The organism is Pseudomonas sp. NFACC24-1, assembly GCF_900115235.1.
Lineage (GTDB): Bacteria > Pseudomonadota > Gammaproteobacteria > Pseudomonadales > Pseudomonadaceae > Aquipseudomonas > Aquipseudomonas fluorescens_AA.
Genome location: NZ_FOVS01000015.1, coordinates 78219 through 97926, shown reverse-complemented (window position 1 = coordinate 97926; position 19708 = coordinate 78219). Strand labels below are relative to the sequence as shown.

At 60.0% G+C, this 19708-nt stretch carries 18 protein-coding genes; 3 read left to right on the top strand and 15 right to left on the bottom strand.

The genetic code is table 11. From position 1 onward, the window contains the following. Positions 1-8: 8 nt before the first annotated feature. The 4 genes from glmM to rlmE form a co-directional block, all read right to left on the bottom strand. Positions 9-1346: a phosphoglucosamine mutase gene (gene glmM, locus BM317_RS15860; protein WP_092475032.1), complete on the bottom strand. Its 1338-nt coding sequence runs from the start codon at positions 1344-1346 to the stop codon at positions 9-11. A 16-nt stretch (positions 1347-1362) separates the two neighbouring features. Beyond that, positions 1363-2214 carry a dihydropteroate synthase gene (gene folP / locus BM317_RS15855; protein ID WP_092173275.1) on the bottom strand — a complete coding sequence of 284 codons (852 nt, stop codon included), beginning with the start codon at positions 2212-2214 and terminating at the stop codon, positions 1363-1365. Between the two features lie 8 nt (positions 2215-2222). Next, a complete protein-coding gene (ftsH, locus tag BM317_RS15850) occupies positions 2223-4136 on the bottom strand; it encodes an ATP-dependent zinc metalloprotease FtsH (RefSeq protein ID WP_053118351.1) in 1914 nt (637 codons plus the stop codon). 191 nt (positions 4137-4327) lie between these two features. Next, the gene (gene rlmE / locus BM317_RS15845; protein ID WP_060739222.1) at positions 4328-4978 is read right to left on the bottom strand and encodes a 23S rRNA (uridine(2552)-2'-O)-methyltransferase RlmE; all 651 of its coding nucleotides are present in this window, start codon (positions 4976-4978) and stop codon (positions 4328-4330) included. 106 nt (positions 4979-5084) lie between these two features. Between rlmE and BM317_RS15840 the strand changes: the two genes are divergently transcribed. Beyond that, positions 5085-5393 (top strand): YhbY family RNA-binding protein, encoded by a 309-nt coding sequence (locus BM317_RS15840; protein ID WP_003177852.1) that lies wholly within the window; start codon positions 5085-5087, stop codon positions 5391-5393. 10 nt (positions 5394-5403) lie between these two features. Here BM317_RS15840 and BM317_RS15835 read toward each other — a convergent pair whose 3' ends face one another. The 8 genes from BM317_RS15835 to grpE form a co-directional block, all read right to left on the bottom strand. Beyond that, positions 5404-5808 carry an MFS transporter gene (locus tag BM317_RS15835; RefSeq protein WP_092475028.1) on the bottom strand — a complete coding sequence of 135 codons (405 nt, stop codon included), beginning with the start codon at positions 5806-5808 and terminating at the stop codon, positions 5404-5406. Between the two features lie 28 nt (positions 5809-5836). Then, positions 5837-6313 (bottom strand): transcription elongation factor GreA, encoded by a 477-nt coding sequence (greA, locus tag BM317_RS15830; protein WP_030139783.1) that lies wholly within the window; start codon positions 6311-6313, stop codon positions 5837-5839. Between the two features lie 2 nt (positions 6314-6315). Continuing rightward, positions 6316-9537, bottom strand: a complete 3222-nt coding sequence (gene carB / locus BM317_RS15825; protein ID WP_063322988.1) for a carbamoyl-phosphate synthase large subunit — start codon at positions 9535-9537, stop codon at positions 6316-6318. Between the two features lie 105 nt (positions 9538-9642). After that, on the bottom strand, positions 9643-10779 hold the full coding sequence (carA, locus tag BM317_RS15820; protein WP_053118343.1) for a glutamine-hydrolyzing carbamoyl-phosphate synthase small subunit: 1137 nt from the start codon (positions 10777-10779) through the stop codon (positions 9643-9645). Positions 10780-11034: 255 nt separating this feature from the next. Next, the gene (gene dapB / locus BM317_RS15815; protein WP_060739225.1) at positions 11035-11841 is read right to left on the bottom strand and encodes a 4-hydroxy-tetrahydrodipicolinate reductase; all 807 of its coding nucleotides are present in this window, start codon (positions 11839-11841) and stop codon (positions 11035-11037) included. 9 nt (positions 11842-11850) lie between these two features. After that, on the bottom strand, positions 11851-12975 hold the full coding sequence (gene dnaJ, locus BM317_RS15810) for a molecular chaperone DnaJ (protein ID WP_092173268.1): 1125 nt from the start codon (positions 12973-12975) through the stop codon (positions 11851-11853). Between the two features lie 322 nt (positions 12976-13297). Continuing rightward, positions 13298-15250, bottom strand: coding sequence for a molecular chaperone DnaK (gene dnaK / locus BM317_RS15805; RefSeq protein ID WP_256211756.1), 1953 nt, complete (start codon positions 15248-15250; stop codon positions 13298-13300). A 65-nt stretch (positions 15251-15315) separates the two neighbouring features. Next, positions 15316-15882, bottom strand: coding sequence for a nucleotide exchange factor GrpE (grpE, locus tag BM317_RS15800; protein ID WP_060739227.1), 567 nt, complete (start codon positions 15880-15882; stop codon positions 15316-15318). A gap of 243 nt (positions 15883-16125) precedes the next feature. Here grpE and recN point away from each other — a divergent pair, with 243 nt between their 5' ends. Then, positions 16126-17799, top strand: a complete 1674-nt coding sequence (gene recN / locus BM317_RS15795) for a DNA repair protein RecN (protein ID WP_072411328.1) — start codon at positions 16126-16128, stop codon at positions 17797-17799. 75 nt (positions 17800-17874) lie between these two features. On the opposite strand, the gene fur is transcribed toward recN, so the two are convergent. Further along, on the bottom strand, positions 17875-18279 hold the full coding sequence (gene fur, locus BM317_RS15790) for a ferric iron uptake transcriptional regulator (RefSeq protein WP_026013299.1): 405 nt from the start codon (positions 18277-18279) through the stop codon (positions 17875-17877). A gap of 97 nt (positions 18280-18376) precedes the next feature. Between fur and BM317_RS15785 the strand changes: the two genes are divergently transcribed. Continuing rightward, on the top strand, positions 18377-18904 hold the full coding sequence (locus BM317_RS15785) for an outer membrane protein assembly factor BamE (RefSeq protein WP_092475025.1): 528 nt from the start codon (positions 18377-18379) through the stop codon (positions 18902-18904). A 59-nt stretch (positions 18905-18963) separates the two neighbouring features. On the opposite strand, the gene BM317_RS15780 is transcribed toward BM317_RS15785, so the two are convergent. Together BM317_RS15780 and BM317_RS15775 are read right to left on the bottom strand one after the other, a co-directional pair. Continuing rightward, positions 18964-19266, bottom strand: a complete 303-nt coding sequence (locus BM317_RS15780) for an RnfH family protein (protein WP_092173262.1) — start codon at positions 19264-19266, stop codon at positions 18964-18966. Then, the gene (locus BM317_RS15775; protein WP_060739231.1) at positions 19263-19706 is read right to left on the bottom strand and encodes a type II toxin-antitoxin system RatA family toxin; all 444 of its coding nucleotides are present in this window, start codon (positions 19704-19706) and stop codon (positions 19263-19265) included. The genes BM317_RS15780 and BM317_RS15775 overlap by 4 nt, the downstream gene beginning before the upstream one ends. Positions 19707-19708 lie beyond the last annotated feature (2 nt).

Genomic DNA, 19708 nt, shown 5'->3' with positions numbered 1-19708 from the left:
AGCCGAATTCAGGCAGAAACTTCAGTAACCAGTTTTGCCAGCTCTTCGGCATAACCGCGAACTTGCGCTTCGTCCTCGCCTTCGACCATGACACGCACCAAAGGCTCTGTACCGGACTTGCGCAACAACACGCGCCCACGCCCCGCCATCGCCTCTGTCACGCGCTCGCTGGCCTGCTTGACCTGCGCATGTTCGAGAGGGTTCACACCACCACCGAAACGTACGTTGATCAACACTTGCGGGCATTTACGCAATGCCTGGCGCGACTGTGCGAGCCCTTCGTTGCGCGCCTTGAGCGCCATCAGCACCTGCAGGGCCGCAATGATCGCATCACCGGTGGTGGTATGGTCGAAGCACACGATGTGGCCGGAGTTCTCGCCCCCGATCACCCAGTTACGCTCCAGCAACTCCGAAATCACGTAGCGGTCGCCCACATTGGCCCGCACGAACGGGATATCCAGGTCCGCCAGGGCCAGCTCAAGCCCGAGGTTGCTCATCAGGGTACCGACCACACCGCCCTGCAGCTTGCCGCGCCCATGCAGGTCACGAGCAATAATGAACAGCAGTTCGTCACCATCGACGACCGTACCGGTGTGATCGACCATCAGGACCCGATCACCGTCGCCATCGAAGGCAATACCGAGATCGGCCTGCTCGGCCAGCACTGCCGCCTGCAACGCCTCGGTATGGGTGGAACCACAGTTGTGGTTGATGTTCAGGCCATTGGGCTGGGCGGAAAGCACCACCACGTCGGCACCCAGCTCGCGAAACACGCTCGGCGCGACTTTATAGGTGGCGCCATGAGCACAATCGACAACAATTTTCAGGCCGGAAAAGCTGGTACCGGTCGGCACGCTGCCTTTGCAGAACTCGATGTAGCGACCCGATGCATCGTTGATCCGCGACACCTTGCCGATCTTGCTCGACTCGACCACGGTCATCGGCGCGTCCAGCAATTCTTCGATCATCAGCTCGATGTCATCCGGCAGCTTGGTCCCCTGGCCGGAGAAGAACTTGATGCCGTTGTCATCATGGGGGTTGTGCGAGGCACTGATCACGATGCCCGCCTGGGCCTGGAACGTACGGGTCAGGTAGGCGATGGCCGGCGTCGGCATCGGGCCCAGCAGCATCACATCGGCGCCCGCCGACGTCAGGCCGGCCTCGAGCGCCGATTCGAACATGTAGCCGGAAATTCGCGTGTCCTTGCCGACCAGCACCTTGCAGGCGCCCATCTTGCGGAATGCCATGCCTGCCGCCCAGCCGAGCTTGAGCATGAAATCAGGGGTAATAGGGTATTCGCCGACCCGACCACGAATACCGTCGGTGCCAAAGTATTTCTTGCTCATAAGTGCTCCGTCATTCTTATTCGGCTGAATCCACAGCTGCGATCATCCGCACGACATCCATCGTTTCGGCTACATCGTGCACGCGCAATATGCGCGCACCTTTGGCGAGGGCCAAGGCCGCAAGGGCGAGACCACCATACAGGCGCTCTCCCACCGGCCGCCCCAGGGCATTGCCTATCATGCTCTTTCGCGAGACCCCAACCAACAGGGGCCGCCCCAGGGCGTGCAAGGCTTCCATATGTTTGAACAGGCTCAGATTGTGCGCCAATGTCTTGGCAAAGCCGAACCCGGGATCAAGGATGATCCGCTCGGCGGGAATGCCCACGGCAGCACATTGGTCCAGACGCGCCACCAGGAACTCACCTACCTCCCTGGTCACATCATCATAGTGCGGGTCGTTCTGCATGGTCCCCGGTTCGCCGAGCATATGCATCAGGCAAACCGGCAAACCGGTGGCCGCCGCGGCATCCAGGGCACCATCGCGTTGCAAGGACCGAACATCATTGATCAGGCCCGCCCCCAGTCGCGCAGTCTCGCGCATGACCGCAGGCGTGGACGTATCGACCGAGATAATGACATCGAGTTCGCGATGGATGCGCTCGACAATCGGCGCCACCCGCTCCAGCTCTTCGATGGGCGAAACCGCGCGCGCACCCGGCCGGGTCGATTCCCCCCCAACATCGATCAGTGTCGCGCCAGCGGCCACCATGGCCTCGGCATGCCGCAGCGCAGCATCGAGCTGGCTGAATCGACCACCATCGGAAAAGGAATCAGGCGTGACATTGAGAATGCCCATGACATGTGCATGGGCCAAATCAAGAACCCGGTTGCCGCAAGGCAACCGGGTCGAGGACTGAACAGAAGTCATTTCAAGCCTTAGACATCAGCGGCCGGACCGCCAATCGGTGTTTCCGGACGCTCACCCTGTACCGCCGGAGGTGTACCGGAAGTACCGGTACCACCACCCGACCAGTCACGAGGCTCGCGAGGCTCGCGACCCGCCATGATGTCGTCGATCTGCTCGGCATCGATGGTTTCGTACTTCATCAGGGCATCGGCCATGGCATCGAGCTTGTCACGGTTGTCCGTGAGGATCTGCCGGGCAGTGCCGTAGCACTGGTCGATGATGCTGCGCACTTCGGAATCGATCAGCTTGGCCGTTTCGCCGGAGAAGCTTGCATGCTGGCCACCGCCACCACGACCGAGGAACACTTCCCCTTCTTCTTCGGCGTACATCAGCGGCCCCAGCTTCTCGGACAGGCCCCACTTGGTGACCATGTTCCGAGCGATCTGACTGGCGCGCATGATGTCGTTGGATGCCCCGGTGGTCACACCGTCGAAGCCCAACGTCATCTCTTCAGCGATACGACCGCCGTACAACGAACAGATCTGACTGATCAATGCACGCTTGGACAGGCTGTAGCGATCCTCTTCCGGCAGGAACATCGTCACGCCCAGGGCGCGACCGCGCGGGATGATCGAGACCTTGTAGACCGGATCATGCTCGGGCACGACACGACCAACGATCGCGTGACCCGCCTCGTGATACGCGGTGTTCTGCTTTTCTTTCTCCGACATGACCATGGATTTGCGCTCCGCGCCCATCATGATCTTGTCCTTGGCCAGTTCGAATTCCTTCATTTCCACGACGCGCTTGCCGGTACGAGCGGCGAACAGCGACGCTTCGTTGACCAGGTTCGCCAGGTCGGCACCGGAAAAGCCCGGCGTACCACGCGCGATGACGGCCGGAGCGACGTCGTCGCCCATCGGCACCTTGCGCATATGGACCTTGAGGATCTGCTCGCGACCACGAATATCCGGCAGCCCCACCACGACCTGGCGGTCGAAACGACCTGGACGCAACAGCGCAGGGTCGAGCACGTCAGGACGGTTGGTGGCGGCGATCACGATGATGCCGTCGTTCATTTCGAAACCGTCCATCTCGACCAGCAACTGGTTGAGGGTCTGTTCGCGCTCGTCGTGACCGCCACCCATGCCGGCGCCACGATGGCGACCAACGGCGTCGATTTCGTCGATGAAGATGATGCAAGGCGCGTGCTTCTTGGCCTGTTCGAACATGTCGCGAACACGACTGGCGCCCACGCCGACGAACATCTCAACGAAGTCGGAACCGGAAATCGTGAAGAACGGCACCTTGGCTTCACCGGCAATCGCCTTGGCCAGCAAGGTTTTACCGGTACCTGGAGGGCCGACCATCAGCACGCCGCGTGGAATACGACCGCCCAGGCGCTGGAACTTGCCCGGATCGCGCAGGAACTCGACCAGTTCGCCTACTTCTTCCTTGGCTTCGTCGCAGCCTGCGACGTCGGCCAGGGTGGTTTTCACCTGGTCTTCGGAAAGTAGCCGGGCCTTGCTCTTGCCAAAGCTCATCGGCCCGCCTTTGCCACCGCCACCGCCCTGCATCTGCCGCATGAAGAACATGAACACGGCGATGATCACCAGGATCGGGAAGCTGGCCACCAGGAGCTGGGTCCAGATGCTTTGCTGTTCAGGCTGCTTGCCTTCGACCACGACATGGTTGTCCACCAGGTCGCCAATCAGGCCATTGTCCTGGATTGCCGGACGAATGGTCTTGAAACTGTCGCCGTCGGTGCGCTTGCCGGTAATCACATAGCCATCAACGGCTACGCGCTCGACCTTGCCATCCTTGACCTGCTGGATGAAGTCGGAATAGTTGAGGGTCTGCGGCTCGTTAGGGCTGGAGAAGTTGTTCATCACGGTCACCAGGACAGCGGCGATGATCAACCACAGGATCAGATTCTTTGCCATATCGTTCAATTAACTACCCTCTGAAGCAAGCTCCGCTACTGGCGCGCGCTTCGCATGATATTCACCGGCCTAACTTACTACATTACCTACGACTCTGGCAGGCGCCGTCTGTAACCCTTTGTGAAACTTTGACCGCATAATTTTGGTTACGCGGCTTTTTCAATGCGAGACAAAAAAAACTATCGCCCTGCTCAAAGACGCTCATCACTGGCCGCGCCTTCGACACCGCGAAAACCCCGCGCCAGCAGATACTGCTCGCGAGAACGGTCACGGGACGACAATGGCTTGCGCATCTGCACCTTGTCGAACAACTTGCGGATGCCCTTGTGGTACTCGTCGAAGCCTTCACCCTGGAAGACCTTGATCAGAAAATCACCGCCTGGACGCAGAACCCGCCCGGCAAGATCCAGGGCCAGCTCGCTGAGGAACATGGCACGAGGCATGTCGACAGCCGCTAATCCACTCATATTGGGGGCCATATCGGAAATCACAAGGTCAACTTGCGTATTTCCGACGGCTTCCAGGATTTTCGCCAGTACCGCGTCTTCCGTGAAATCGCCCTGGATAAAGGTCACATCAGGGATGCTGTCCATTTCCAGGATGTCGGAAGCGATCAAGCGGCCCTGACCACCAATCAGACGACTGGTAACCTGGGACCAGCCGCCCGGCGCCGCGCCGAGGTCGATCACGGTCATGCCTGGACGAATCAGGCGATCCTTTTCCTGGATCTCCAGCAATTTATAGCTGGCACGAGAGCGATAGCCGTCTTTTTGCGCCATTTTGACGTACGGATCGTTGAAATGCTCTCTGAGCCAGTTCTGGCTAGTCTTGGAACGGGCCACGGGCCACCTCTAAAAATAAAACGGGTCGTGATTAAGTGGGCGGTCCCGGACTTGCTCGGGTAAACTGGCCGCCGCTTTTTACAAGATCAGACGCAGGGGTCAGATTATGCCGCTCACTCAAGAGCAGAAGAAACAATACAAATCCATTGGCCACCATCTGAAACCGGTTTTGACTGTGGCTGACAACGGTTTGACTGAAGGTGTACTCGCCGAACTGGAGCGCGCCCTGGGCGATCACGAGCTGATCAAGATCAAGCTCAACATCCTCGATCGCGAAGCCCGCCTGGCTGCCGTTGCCGAACTGTGCAAGACCGGCAAGGCAGACCTGGTGCAGGTCATCGGCAAGATGGCGCTGATTTATCGCAAGAATTTCAGCGTCAACAAGCAACTGTCGAACGTTCACCGCTTCAAGTGATGCCAAAGGGTCAAGGGTGTGCTTCGCACACCCTGCCGCTCCACCCCGGAACCGGCTGCAAGACCAGTACCAGACCGGAAAAACCCAGCACCAGGTAACTGAATACCTGCCACTGGCTCGCATCCGGCCAGCCGAGATGCACGGCAAAGAACATCCCGCACGCATACAACGACATGAGCAGCAATTGCCCACGAATGTCGCGCCATAGACTGGCAAGGCCTTCGACCTGAACCAGCACCAACGCCTGAAACATCACGCACGCCGCGGAAAAACCCACCAGCAGCGCCGTCAGCATGCCTGCGATCTCATCAATGAGCAGCGGTGCCAGGCCCACTCGACCCAGCACCGGCAGCAAACCGATGTGCAGCAACCAGACGCCGCCCACCCACAACATCTGGGTGAGCTGCCAGATCATGGCGCCCGCTCGCAGCGGGCGCCTTCGTTCAGATGTGACGGACTTCGACAATCTCATACTCGATGACACCACCCGGTGTCTTCACCGCCACCACATCGCCCTCTTCCTTGGCAATCAAGGCGCGAGCAATGGGTGAACCAACGGAAATCTTGCCGAGCTTGATGTCTGCCTCGTCCTCGCCAACGATCTGGTAAGTCACGCTTTCATCAGTCTCGACGTTGGCGATTTCCACCGTGGTGCCGAAAATCACTTTGCCGGTATGTGGAATCGTCGTGACATCGATGATCACCGCATTCTGCATGCGGCCTTCGATGTCACGGACACGCGCCTCGACCATCCCCTGCTCCTCTCGGGCAGCGTGGTATTCGGCGTTTTCCTTGAGATCGCCCAGCTCACGCGCTTCACCAATAGCCTGGCTCAAGCGCGGGCGCTCGACCTTGGTCAGGAAAGCGTGTTCTTCTTCCAGGGCCTTCGCGCCCTGAACAGTCATCGGGTACTTGGTTATGCTCATGCCTTCAATCCTGCATGTAGATCCTGCAAGCGACGCACGGTCTTCTCGGGACCGAACTTGAGCGCTTCGCAGATCGCTTCGCCTGCCGCAATGGTCGTGGTGCAGTAGATCTTGTGCTGCAGCGCATTGCGACGAATGGAGTAGGAGTCAGCGATCGATTGACGACCTTCGGTGGTGTTGATGATCAGCGTGACTTCGTCATTCTTGATCATGTCGACCACGTGCGGACGCCCCTCGGTCACCTTGTTCACGCGGCGCACTTTCAGGCCTGCGGCTTCGATCAGCCTGGCAGTACCGGCAGTGGCGACCACTTCGAAGCCCAAGTTGATCAGATCGCGGGCTACGCCTGCAACCAGTGGCTTGTCGTCATCACGCACGCTGATAAACGCCGTGCCACCAGTCGGCAACACCTCGCTGGCGCCCATCTGGGCCTTGGCAAACGCCTCACCGAAGGTATCGCCCACGCCCATCACTTCACCGGTGGACTTCATTTCCGGGCCGAGGATCGGATCCACGCCTGGGAACTTGGCGAACGGGAACACCGCCTCTTTCACGCTGTAGAAATTCGGAATGATTTCTTTGGTGAAGTTCAGCTCTTTCAGGGTCTTGCCGGCCATGACTCGCGCCGCGATCATCGCCAGGGAAACACCGATGCACTTGGAGACGAACGGCACGGTCCGGGAAGCGCGCGGGTTGACTTCGATGACGTAGATATCTTCGCCCTGCAGGGCCAGTTGCACGTTCATCAGGCCGACGACGCCCAGCTCCAGGGCCATTTTCTTGACCTGCTCACGCATCTCGTCCTGGATGTGCGCTGGCAACGAGTAAGGCGGCAGCGAACAGGCGGAGTCACCGGAGTGAACACCGGCCTGCTCGATGTGCTGCATGATCGCGCCGATCACCACGTCCTTGCCGTCGCTGACCGCGTCCACGTCCATTTCGATGGCGCAGTTGAGGAAGTGGTCCAGCAGCACGGGGCTGTCATTGGAGACCTGGACCGCTTCGCGCAGGTAGCGCTTGAGTTCGTCTTCCTGATAGACGATTTCCATCGCACGGCCGCCCAGTACATAGGACGGACGCACCACCAGCGGGTAACCGATCTTGGCGGCGGCACGAATCGCTTCGTCTTCGCTGCGCACGGTGGCGTTTGGCGGCTGACGCAAGTTCAGGCGCTCGACCATCTGCTGGAAGCGCTCACGATCTTCGGCGCGATCGATCGCATCCGGGCTGGTACCGATGATCGGCACGCCGGCGGCTTCCAGGGCACGGGCCAGCTTCAGCGGGGTCTGGCCGCCGTACTGGACGATCACGCCTTTTGGCTTCTCGACGCGGACGATTTCCAGCACGTCTTCCAGGGTCACTGGCTCGAAGTACAGGCGATCGGAGGTGTCGTAGTCGGTGGACACGGTTTCCGGGTTGCAGTTGACCATGATGGTCTCGTAACCGTCGTCGCGCAGGGCCAGTGCCGCGTGTACGCAGCAGTAGTCGAACTCGATGCCCTGGCCGATCCGGTTAGGACCGCCCCCCAGGATCATGATCTTGTCCCGGGTCGATGGTGCGGCTTCGCACTCTTCTTCGTACGTGGAGTACAGGTAGGCGGTATCGGTGGCGAACTCGGCCGCGCAGGTGTCGACGCGCTTGTAGACCGGGAACACTTCCAGCTTGTGGCGATGCGCGCGCAGGCTCTTCTCGGTCACACCCAGCAACTTGGCCAGGCGCATGTCTGAGAAGCCTTTGCGCTTGAGGCGGAACATGGTGTCGCGGTCGATGCTGGACATGCCCAGGGTCTTGACCTTCTCTTCTTCCTTGATCAGATCTTCGATCTGCACCAGGAACCAAGGGTCGATCATGTTCATGCCGAAGATCTGCTCGACGGTCATGCCGGCGCGGAAGGCATCGGCCACGTACCAGATACGCTCGGCGCCCGGCACGGTCAGCTCGCGCTTGAGCACGCTCATGCTTTCCGGGTCGGCCAGGTCCAGCTTCGGATCAAGACCGCAAACGCCCACTTCCAGGCCGCGAAGGGCTTTCTGCAAGGATTCCTGGAAGGTCCGGCCGATGGCCATGACTTCACCGACCGACTTCATTTGAGTCGTCAGGCGGGCATCGGCCTTGGCGAACTTCTCGAAGGCGAAGCGTGGCAGCTTGGTCACGACGTAGTCGATGGACGGTTCGAAGGACGCCGGGGTCTTGCCACCGGTGATGTCGTTCGACAGTTCGTCCAAGGTGTAGCCCACGGCGAGCTTGGCCGCGACCTTGGCAATCGGGAAACCGGTGGCCTTGGACGCCAGGGCCGACGAACGGGAGACCCGCGGGTTCATCTCGATGACCACCATGCGACCGGTGTTCGGGCAGATGCCGAACTGGACGTTGGAGCCGCCGGTTTCCACGCCGATCTCGCGCAGTACCGCCAGGGAGGCGTTACGCAGGATCTGGTATTCCTTGTCGGTCAGGGTCTGGGCCGGTGCGACGGTGATCGAGTCGCCGGTGTGCACGCCCATCGGGTCGAAGTTCTCGATGGAGCAGACGATGATGCAGTTGTCCTTTTTGTCGCGGACAACTTCCATTTCGTATTCTTTCCAGCCGATCAGGGATTCGTCGATCAGCAGTTCCTTGGTCGGCGACAAGTCGAGACCACGGGCGCAGATTTCTTCGAATTCTTCACGGTTGTAGGCGATGCCACCACCGGTACCGCCCATGGTGAAGGACGGACGGATGATGCACGGGAAGCCAAGGCGTTCCAGGACGGCGTTGGCCTCTTCCATGCTATGGGCGATGCCCGAGCGCGGGCAGTCCAGGCCGATGGATTTCATCGCCTTGTCGAAGCGCGAACGGTCTTCGGCCTTGTCGATGGTGTCGGCGTTGGCGCCGATCATTTCCACACCGAACTTCTCCAGGACGCCTTCGCGCTCCAGGTCCAGGGCGCAGTTGAGCGCGGTCTGGCCGCCCATGGTCGGCAGCAGCGCGTCCGGGCGCTCCTTCTCGATGATCTTGGCAACGGTCTGCCACTTGATCGGCTCGATGTAGGTGGCGTCGGCCATGGCCGGGTCGGTCATGATGGTGGCCGGGTTGGAGTTCACCAGGATGACGCGGTAGCCCTCTTCGCGCAGGGCTTTACAGGCCTGGGCGCCGGAGTAGTCGAATTCGCAGGCCTGGCCGATCACGATCGGGCCAGCGCCGAGAATCAGGATGCTTTTTATGTCTGTACGTTTTGGCATGGGTTTGTCACTCAAATCCGCAGGTCAGTCGGCTAGGCCGTCGAACAATCTTTGAAGCGCCCGAAGGGGCCGCCGTACTCGGGGCCGCCCTCGGGCTTCACGCGGTCAGCGTCGCTTGGCCATCTCGTTGATGAAGCGATCGAACAGCGGCGCCACATCGTTCGGGCCCGGGCTCGCTTCAGGGTGGCCCTGGAAGCTGAACGCGCTCTTGTCGGTACGCTCGATACCTTGCAGCGTGCCGTCGAACAGCGACTTGTGAATCGCACGCACGTTGGCCGGCAGGGTCGCCTCATCCACCGCAAAACCGTGGTTCTGGCTGGTGATCATCACCACGCCGGTATCCAGGTCCTGCACCGGGTGGTTGGCACCGTGGTGGCCGTGGCCCATTTTCAAGGTCTTGGCGCCCGAAGCGAGGGCCAGCAACTGGTGACCGAGGCAGATACCGAACACCGGGATCTCGGTTTCCAGCACGTCCTTGATCGCCTGGATCGCGTAGTCGCAAGGCTCCGGGTCACCCGGGCCGTTAGACAGGAACACGCCGTCGGGCTTGAGGGCCAGGACATCGGCGGCCGGGGTCTGGGCCGGTACCACGGTGACGCGGCAGCCACGCTCGACCAGCATGCGCAGGATGTTCAGCTTGACGCCGTAGTCGTACGCCACCACGTGGTAGGGCAGTTCGGAAGCCTCGATCGTCGCGTGACTGTCGGTCTTCAGGTCCCAGACCGTGGAGCGCCATTCGTATTGTTTCTGGGTGCTGACGACTTTCGCCAGGTCCATGCCCTTGAGGCCAGGGAAGCCCTGGGCAGCGGCAATGGCGGCTTCTTCGGAAATGTTGTCGCCGGCCATGATGCAGCCGTTCTGCGCGCCTTTTTCCCGAAGGATGCGGGTCAGGCGGCGCGTGTCGATACCGGCGATCGCCACGACGTTGTTGGCTTTCAGGTAATCGGACAGGGACATCGTGTTACGCCAGTTGCTCGCTACCAGCGGCAAGTCACGGATGACCAGGCCGGCGGACCAGACACGATCGGACTCGGCGTCTTCCGGCGTGGTGCCGGTGTTGCCGATGTGCGGGTAAGTCAGGGTAACGATTTGCTGGGCGTAGGAAGGATCGGTAAGAATTTCCTGATAGCCGGTCATTGCGGTGTTAAACACCACCTCACCAACGGTCTGACCGTCGGCTCCAATGGCTTCGCCGCGAAAAATGCTGCCATCAGCAAGGGCGAGTATGGCTGGCTTAGTCAAGAAGACCTCCCGTAAATAAAGCCTGAAAGGGCGATCGCAGGTTGTAAAAAAGCGGAGTGACGTATGGACACGTCACCCCGCTTGTTCACTGAATTATTCTGCGCGCTTTTAGTGGACACACTAAAGCTGTAGCTTACAGAAAAAGGCTTTTTTGGTCCACCGCTAATGAGCCTTAAAGGCAGGGGAATGCGACAGGCCGTCGCGAAGCGGTGTAAAACGGGGCGCAGTATAACCTGAACCCCGCCTTCAATGACATCAACGCAGGTCGAGAACGTCCTGCATGTCGTACAAACCAGGCTCGCGGCCGTCCAGCCACAACGCGGCACGCACGGCACCCTTGGCGAAGGTCATCCGGCTGGAGGCCTTGTGGGTAATCTCCAGGCGCTCGCCTTCAGTGGCGAACAACACCGTGTGATCACCTACCACATCACCACCGCGCACAGTGGCGAAACCGATGGTATCGCGCTCACGGGCACCGGTATGCCCTTCACGCCCATACACGGCGACTTTCTGCAGATCACGCCCCAGCGCATCGGCAATCACTTCACCCATGCGCAAGGCCGTTCCCGAAGGCGCGTCGATCTTGTGCCGGTGATGCGCCTCGATGATTTCGATATCGGCATCGTCACCCAAGACCCGGGCCGCCATGTCCAGCAGCTTCAGCGACAGGTTCACACCCACGCTGAAGTTCGCCGCGAACACGATTGCGATGTCGTTGCCCGCCTCGGCCAGCAGTTGCTTCTGCGCAGCATCCAGCCCCGTGGTGCCAATCACCATGGCCTTGCCATGCTTGCGGCAGATCGCGAGGTTTTTCAGCATCACGTCCGGCAGGGTGAAGTCGATCAGTACATCGAACTCGTCCAGCACCTTCTCCAGGCCGCCGGACATCGGCACGCCGATACGCCCCAGTGAAGCCAGCTCGCCAGCATCGGCACCCACCAGCGTACTGTCGGGCCGCACGATGGCCGCTGTCAGGCCCGAGAGCGGCGAGCGCTGCTGCACCGCTTCGACCAACGCCTTGCCCATGCGCCCCGCAGCGCCCATCACAGCTATACGTCGCATGCGAACTCCTTACAGGTCGCCGAAGAAGCGCTTCACGCCTTCGAACCAACCGGTGGTTTTCGGGGAGTGACTGTTGTCATCCGCCAGCGTGCTGCGGAACTCTTCCAAGAGTTCACGCTGACGCCGACTCAGGTTGACCGGTGTCTCCACTGCAACACGGCACATCAGGTCGCCCGCACCACCGCCACGCACTGGCGCGACGCCTTTGCCACGAATCCGGAACTGTTTGCCGGTCTGCGTGCCCTCGGGAATTTTCAGCTTGACGCGACCGTCGAGGGTCGGGATCTCGAGCTCGCCACCCAAGGCCGCATCGACGAAGCTGATTGGCACTTCGCAGAACAGGTGCTTGCCGTCGCGCTGGAAAATCGCATGCTCGCGCACGTTGATGACCACATACAGGTCGCCAGTCGGGCCTCCCTGGGCACCCGCTTCGCCTTCGCCGGACAGGCGAATGCGGTCACCGGTGTCGACACCGGCCGGCACTTTGACCGACAGCGTCTTGTACTCTTCGACACGCCCTTCGCCATGGCAGGAATCGCACGGGTCGGAAATGATCTTGCCTTGACCATGGCAACGCGGGCAGGTCTGCTGGACCGAGAAGAAGCCCTGCTGCATCCGAACCTGGCCGATGCCGCCGCAAGTCGGGCAGGTCACGGGCGAGGAGCCCTTCTTTGCACCCGAGCCATCACACGGCTTGCAGTTGACCAATGTCGGCACACGGATATTGACGGTGGTACCGCGCACCGCTTCTTCCAGGTTCAGCTCCAACGTGTAGCGCAAGTCGCTGCCACGCTGGGCGCCACCACGGGCACCGCCGCGACCGCCACCGAAGAAATCGCTGAACACGTCGCCGAAAATATCGGAGAAGTTCTGGCCGCCGAAACCGGCACCGCCGCCGCCCATGCTTGGGTCGACACCGGCATGCCCGTACTGGTCGTAGGCCGCGCGCTTGCTGGAATCGGACAGAACTTCGTAAGCCTCGTTGGCTTCCTTGAACATCTCTTCCGACGCTTTATCGCCGGGATTACGGTCCGGGTGGTGCTTCATCGCCAGGCGACGGTAGGCCTTTTTCAGCTCTGCCTCGCTGGCCCCCCGCTCGACACCCAATACTTCGTAAAAATCACGCTTCGCCATTAGTCTTTGCACTCTTATAGGACGTCCGGCAAACCTCTCCTGAACCTTGCCAAACTCGTTGAGCCCCAATACAGGCCCGGACCCAACTCACGTCAATTCAACGATCCTGGTCTTTAAATATTTCAGCCAGGGCCCCGGCCAAAACGCAGTGCTCATTGCCGGAAAGCAGGAGCATTCCCGAACGCACCGCCAACATCCGAACACTGTCGCATGCTGTAAAAATTCCCTAGCTCCAGACACGCCAACGCGGGAGCAAGCCCCCGCGCGGCGACATCCTACCAGCCACCGCACAAGTGCAGTCAACCGGCCGACCAACAAGCGATTACTTGTGGTCTTTCACTTCTTCGAACTCGGCATCCACGACGTCGTCGGCTTTTTCGGCCGATTCGCCCTGGGCAGCCGCGCCTTCAGCGGGCTGAGCCTGCTCGGCGTACATCTTCTGAGCCACTGGCGCGGAGACCTTGGACAGCTCTTCGATCTTCGCCTCGATGGCCGCCTTGTCGTCGCCTTTCACAGCGGCTTCCAGGGCAACCACGGCCGCTTCGATGGCGGTTTTCTCTTCCGCGGTCACTTTCTCGCCAGCATCAGCGATCATCTTGCGGGTCGAGTGCACCAAGGCATCGCCCTGGTTACGGGCGCTGGCCAGCTCTTCGAACTTGCGGTCTTCCTCGGCGTTGACTTCAGCATCGCGAACCATCTGCTGAATTTCTTCCTCGGACAGGCCGGAGTTGGCCTTGATCACGATCGACTGAGTCTTGCCAGTGGCCTTGTCTTTGGCGCCGACGTGCAGGATGCCGTTGGCGTCGATGTCGAAGGTCACTTCGATTTGTGGCACGCCACGTGGCGCTGGTGGAATCTCGGCCAGGTCGAACTTGCCCAGGGATTTGTTCTGGGCAGCCTGCTTGCGCTCACCCTGCAGCACGTGGATGGTCACGGCACCCTGGTTGTCGTCGGCCGTCGAGAACACCTGGGATTTCTTGGTAGGAATCGTGGTGTTTTTCTCGATCAGCGCGGTCATCACGCCGCCCATGGTTTCGATACCCAGGGTCAGCGGGCTGACGTCGAGCAGCAGAACGTCCTTCACGTCACCGGCCAGAACAGCGCCCTGGATGGCAGCGCCCATGGCAACGGCTTCGTCCGGGTTCACGTCCTTGCGAGCTTCTTTGCCGAAGAAGTCGGTGACCAGCTTCTGAACCAGCGGCATACGGGTCTGGCCGCCCACCAGGATCACGTCGTTGATCGAACCAACGTCGATACCGGCGTCTTTCATGGCGATACGGCAAGGTTCGATGGTGCGCTGAACCAGGTCTTCCACCAGCGCTTCGAGCTTGGCGCGGGAGATTTTTACGTTCAGGTGCTTAGGACCGGTGGCGTCTGCGGTGATGTACGGCAGGTTCACGTCGGTCGACTGGCTCGAGGACAGTTCGATCTTGGCTTTCTCAGCGGCTTCTTTCAGGCGCTGCATGGCCAGCGGGTCACCCTTGAGGTTCATGCCGCTTTCTTTCTTGAACTCGTCGACGAGGTAGTCGATCAGGCGGATGTCGAAGTCTTCACCACCGAGGAACGTGTCACCGTTGGTTGCCAGTACTTCGAACTGGTGCTCGCCGTCGACTTCAGCGATCTCGATCACGGAGACGTCGAAGGTACCGCCACCCAGGTCGTAGACGATCACGGTGTGGTCGCCCTTGGCCTTGTCCATACCGTAGGCCAGAGCGGCCGCGGTCGGTTCGTTGATGATACGTTTTACGTCCAGGCCCGCGATGCGGCCGGCGTCTTTGGTCGCCTGGCGCTGGCTGTCGTTGAAATAGGCTGGAACCGTGATGACCGCCTCGGTCACCGCTTCGCCGAGGTAGTCTTCGGCGGTTTTCTTCATTTTCTTGAGGATTTCAGCCGAGATCTGTGGCGGTGCCATTTTCTGGCCGTTCACTTCAACCCAGGCGTCGCCGTTGTCAGCCTTGGCGATTTTGTAAGGCACCATCTTGATGTCTTTCTGAACGACTTCTTCGTCGAACTTGCGACCGATCAGACGCTTCACCGCGTACAGGGTGTTATGCGGATTGGTCACTGCCTGACGCTTGGCCGACTGGCCAACCAGAATTTCGCCATCATTGGCGTACGCGATGATCGACGGCGTGGTACGCGCGCCTTCAGCGTTCTCAATAACCTTGGCCTTGCCGTTTTCCAGCACGGAGACGCACGAGTTGGTGGTCCCCAGGTCGATGCCGATAATCTTGCCCATGTTAACTCTCCCGGAACTTGGATTTGGTTGCCGCAGCAGTGGTGGCTAACTGCGGTAGCACTTAAACGCTTGACTTATAGATGGGGCCGCTGCGCCCGATTTCAAGCCTGCTCATCAATAGAAGGCGAAACCGGTGCCGGTGCCTTGCTGACCACGACCATGGCCGGGCGCAGCAGACGGCCATTAAGCAGATAGCCCTTCTGGAAAACCTTCAGAACACTGTTTGGCTCGACGTCGGCACTTTCCTGCATCGCCATGGCCTGGTGATGCTCGGCGTTGAAGGGCTCGCCATGGGGATCAAGGGCTTCGAGCTGATAACGCTTGAGGGTGTCCTGGAACATTTTCAGGGTCAGCTCGATGCCTTCACGCATCGGACGGATGTTCTCGTCGTCCGGGTTGGACAACTCCAGGCCGCGCTCCAGGCTGTCGATAATCGGCAGCAGGTCGCCGGCAAAACGCTCCAGGGCGAATTTATGGGCCTTTTCTACATCTTGCTCGGCGCGACGGCGGACATTCTGCAGGTCGGCGGCTACACGCAACGCCTGATCCTGCGCACCGGCCAGCTGCTCCTCAAGCACTTGTACACGTGCCGCCAGGTCTTCACCGGAATCCTGGGAAGCCTGATTGGCGTCTAGATTTTGCGTGTCCTGCGTCTGTTCGTCAGCCATAGAGATTTCTCCTTTCAACTTCGTCCGCGAGCTCGACTCGCGCTTCTGCCCCGGTATATGGGGCCGGGTTTTCCAGCTTCAAGGGCCAACTGACGAATTAACCTTACAAAAAGCAGCTGCATAATCATTCCTCACGGCGCTAAGAAAATCACTTTCCCAAGCAAATCGAGCTAAGCGCGGGCATTGTCAGGCCGAAACAAAACACTGTATAAATAACCAGACCTAAAGCCTGGGAGCGGCCTTATGCTGGTGCACCTGTCCGTACACAACTACGCCATCGTCGAACATCTCGACCTCGAACTCGATCGAGGCATGAGCGTGATCACCGGTGAAACCGGCGCGGGCAAGTCGATCATGCTCGACGCCCTGGGCCTGACGCTGGGCGACCGCGCCGACAGCGGCGTGGTGCGCCCCGGAGCGGACAAGGCCGACATCCTGGCGACGTTCGACCTGGTCGACATCCCCGAGGCCAGCGCCTGGCTGGCCGAACGCGACCTGGACACCGACGGCCTGTGCATCCTGCGCCGGGTCATCACCGCCGAAGGCCGCTCCCGAGGCTACATCAACGGCACGCCCTGCCCCCTGGGCGATCTCAAAGCCCTCGGCGAACTGTTGATCGACATCCACAGCCAGCATGAACACCAATCCCTGCTCAAGACCGATACCCATCGTCGCCTGCTGGATGAGTACGCCGGCGCCACCGACCTGGCCCGGCAAGTCCAACTGGCCGCCCAACGCTGGCGCCAGACCCGACAGGAGCTCGATCGCCTTTCCAACTCCGGCGACGAACAGCGTGCCCGTCACCAGCTATTGAGCTACCAGCTCGAAGAACTGGAGAACCTGTCCCTGGGTGAAAATGAACTGGAAGAACTGGAACAGGAACACAAGAACCTGACCAACGCCGAAACCCTGCTGGGCATCTGCCGACAGGTGGTCGAACAATGCAGCGAGAGCGATTCGGGCAATGTGCTCAATGCCCTGACAGCCAGCCTGAACCGCCTCTCCAGCGTGAACAATTCGGTGGGCGCCCTGAACGAAGCGACCAACCTGCTGACGAGCGCGCAGATCCAGGTCGAGGAGGCCGTTGGGGAACTGAACCGCTTCCTTGATCATTTCGATGCCGACCCGGCCCGCCTGCAGTACCTGGAAGAGCGCCTGGACACCATCTATACACTGGCGCGCAAGCACCGCATCCAGCCAACCGACGTTGCCGAACTCCAACAGCGCCTGCTGGAAGAGCTGGAAACCCTGAACGCCAACGATGAATCCATCGAGCGCCTGGGGGACGAACTGGCTTCTTATGCCCGTCATTACCAGGAAAAGGCCAAGGAACTCAGTGAACTGCGGCGCCAGGCCGCGACAGGGCTGGCCAGTGCCGTGGAGCAGGAGATCCAGCGCCTGGGCATGCCGGGCGGACGCTTCACCATCGAATTGCGCCCCAACGCCGGTGACGAGCTCCAACCCAATGGGCTGGAACAGGTGGAACTGCTGGTCAGCGCCAACCCCGGACAACCGCTCAAGGGCCTGGCCAAAGTCGCCTCCGGCGGTGAGTTGTCGCGAATCAGCCTGGCCATCCAGGTCATCACCGCGCAAACCTCTCGGGTGCCAACACTGGTATTCGACGAAGTGGACGTGGGCATCGGTGGCCCAACCGCGGAAATTGTCGGCCAGTTGCTGCGCCGACTAGGGGAACGCGGCCAGGTGCTGACCGTCACTCACCTGCCCCAGGTCGCCGCCCAGGGACACCAGCACTTATTCGTGCACAAAGTGCGTGGCGAGGACGCGACTCGCACCGCCGTGTCCAAGCTCAACAAAAACGAGCGGGTGGAAGAAGTGGCGCGAATGCTCGGGGGTATCGACCTCACCAAGGAATCCCTGGCCCACGCGAAAAAAATGGTCGTTACTGCAAAAATCTGAGAGCGACAGAAAGCACGAAGGCGACCCTGGGGTCGCCTTCGTTCGTTTCGCGAACCTTAAATCCGCGCGACATGCTTACTTTTTCTTGCGTACGTACAGTACAAGATTGTGATCAACCATCTCGAAACCGTACTTCTCGACGATTGCTTTCTGCAGCCGCTCGATTTCTTCGTCGAAGAATTCGATGACTTCACTGGTCTCGACGTTGACCATATGGTCGTGATGCTTGCCATCGTCCAGTTCGAAGACCGCATGGCCTCCGTCGAAGTTGTGTCGCACCACAAGGCCAGCTGCCTCGAACTGGGTCAGAACACGGTAAACCGTGGCCAGACCGACGTCCTCGCCAGCCTCCATAAGCGCCTTGTAGACATCCTCGGCACTCATGTGGCGCTGCTCTGCGGAATCGAGCATTTGTAGAATCTTGACCCGTGGCAGGGTCACTTTGAGGCCGGCTTTGCGTAGTTCGCTATTTTCAACCATGGTCAGCTTTCTCGCGATGCTGCTTCGCAGCTTCTCTTAATGCGGGTATGATCGGCGTTTACGTTGTCCCAGCCAAGATAGTGGAAGTCGCCCACCGATGCAAAACACCAAGCTCTTGCTAACCAGTTTCACCTTTGTGGGACTGCTCGCACTCGCCGGTTGTTCATTCCCCGGGGTTTACAAAATCGACATCCAGCAGGGCAATGTCGTCACGCAGGACATGATAGACCAGTTACGCCCGGGAATGACCCGCCGGCAAGTACGGTTTATCATGGGTAACCCTCTGCTGACCGACACGTTCCATGCCGATCGCTGGGATTATCTGTACAGCTTGCAGCCAGGTGGCGGTGAGCGCCAACAGGAACGCATCAGCGTTATCTTCAACCCTGACGACCAACTTGTCAGCTTGTCGGGCGACTTCATGCCTGGGGTGAGCCGCGACGAGGCCATCATGGGCAAGGAAAGCGGCACCACCGTGACCGATCCGACCCAGAATGCCGAACAGCCGAAACCGGAAAAACCGGCCAAGCCAGGTTCGTTGCTGGACCAGATCCAGAAGGACGTGGACAAAGTCGAGACCGTACCGGTCCCGACACCAGAGCCTCTGGACACCTCGCCGCAATAAATTGCGACATGAAAAAACCCGGCATGCCGGGTTTTTTATTGCCTGCGATTCAGACCAAGTCATTGCTCCGATTGTCGCGCAAGGGCAGCCTTGGCCGCGCGCAGGCGACGAATTTCCTTCGGATCAGCCAACAACGGTCGATAAATCTCCAATCGATCCGCCGCTTGCACCACTTGATTAGCCGGATCGGCAACCACCTTGCCAAAAATCCCCACCGGGCACGTCGCCAGGTCCAGCTCCGGGAATGCATCGGCAATCCCCGAGCCCAGCAGTGCCGCGCGAACACTGGTACCTTCCTGCACCACGCACGTGCGCAGGACCTGACGGTCCACCGCGGCATACACCACTTCTATCTCAATCAACGCTTGAGCTCTGCATTCTGCTTGGCCCGCTGGCAGAACGCGTCAACCAGCGTATTGGCGGCTTGATTGAACAGCGGCCCCAACGTCGCCCGCACCAGCGGACCGGCGTAGTCGAACGACAGGTCCAGGCTGATCTTGCAGGCTTTTTCACCCAAAGGCTTGAACACCCAGACGCCGTGGAGCTGATTGAAGGGCCCCTCTTCCAGGTTCATTTCGATGGACTGCCCCGGCACCAGCGTATTACGCGTGACGAAGCGCTGGCTCAAGCCACTCTTGGCAATGTTGAGGCTGGCGCGCATCTGGGTTTCGGAGCTTTCCAGCACCTCGGCGGATGAGCACCACGGCAAGAACTCCGGGTAGCTCGCCACATCGTTGACCAGGTCATACAGCGCCTGCGCCGGGTAAGGCAGCAAGGCCGAGCGTTGAATATGTGTCGTCATGT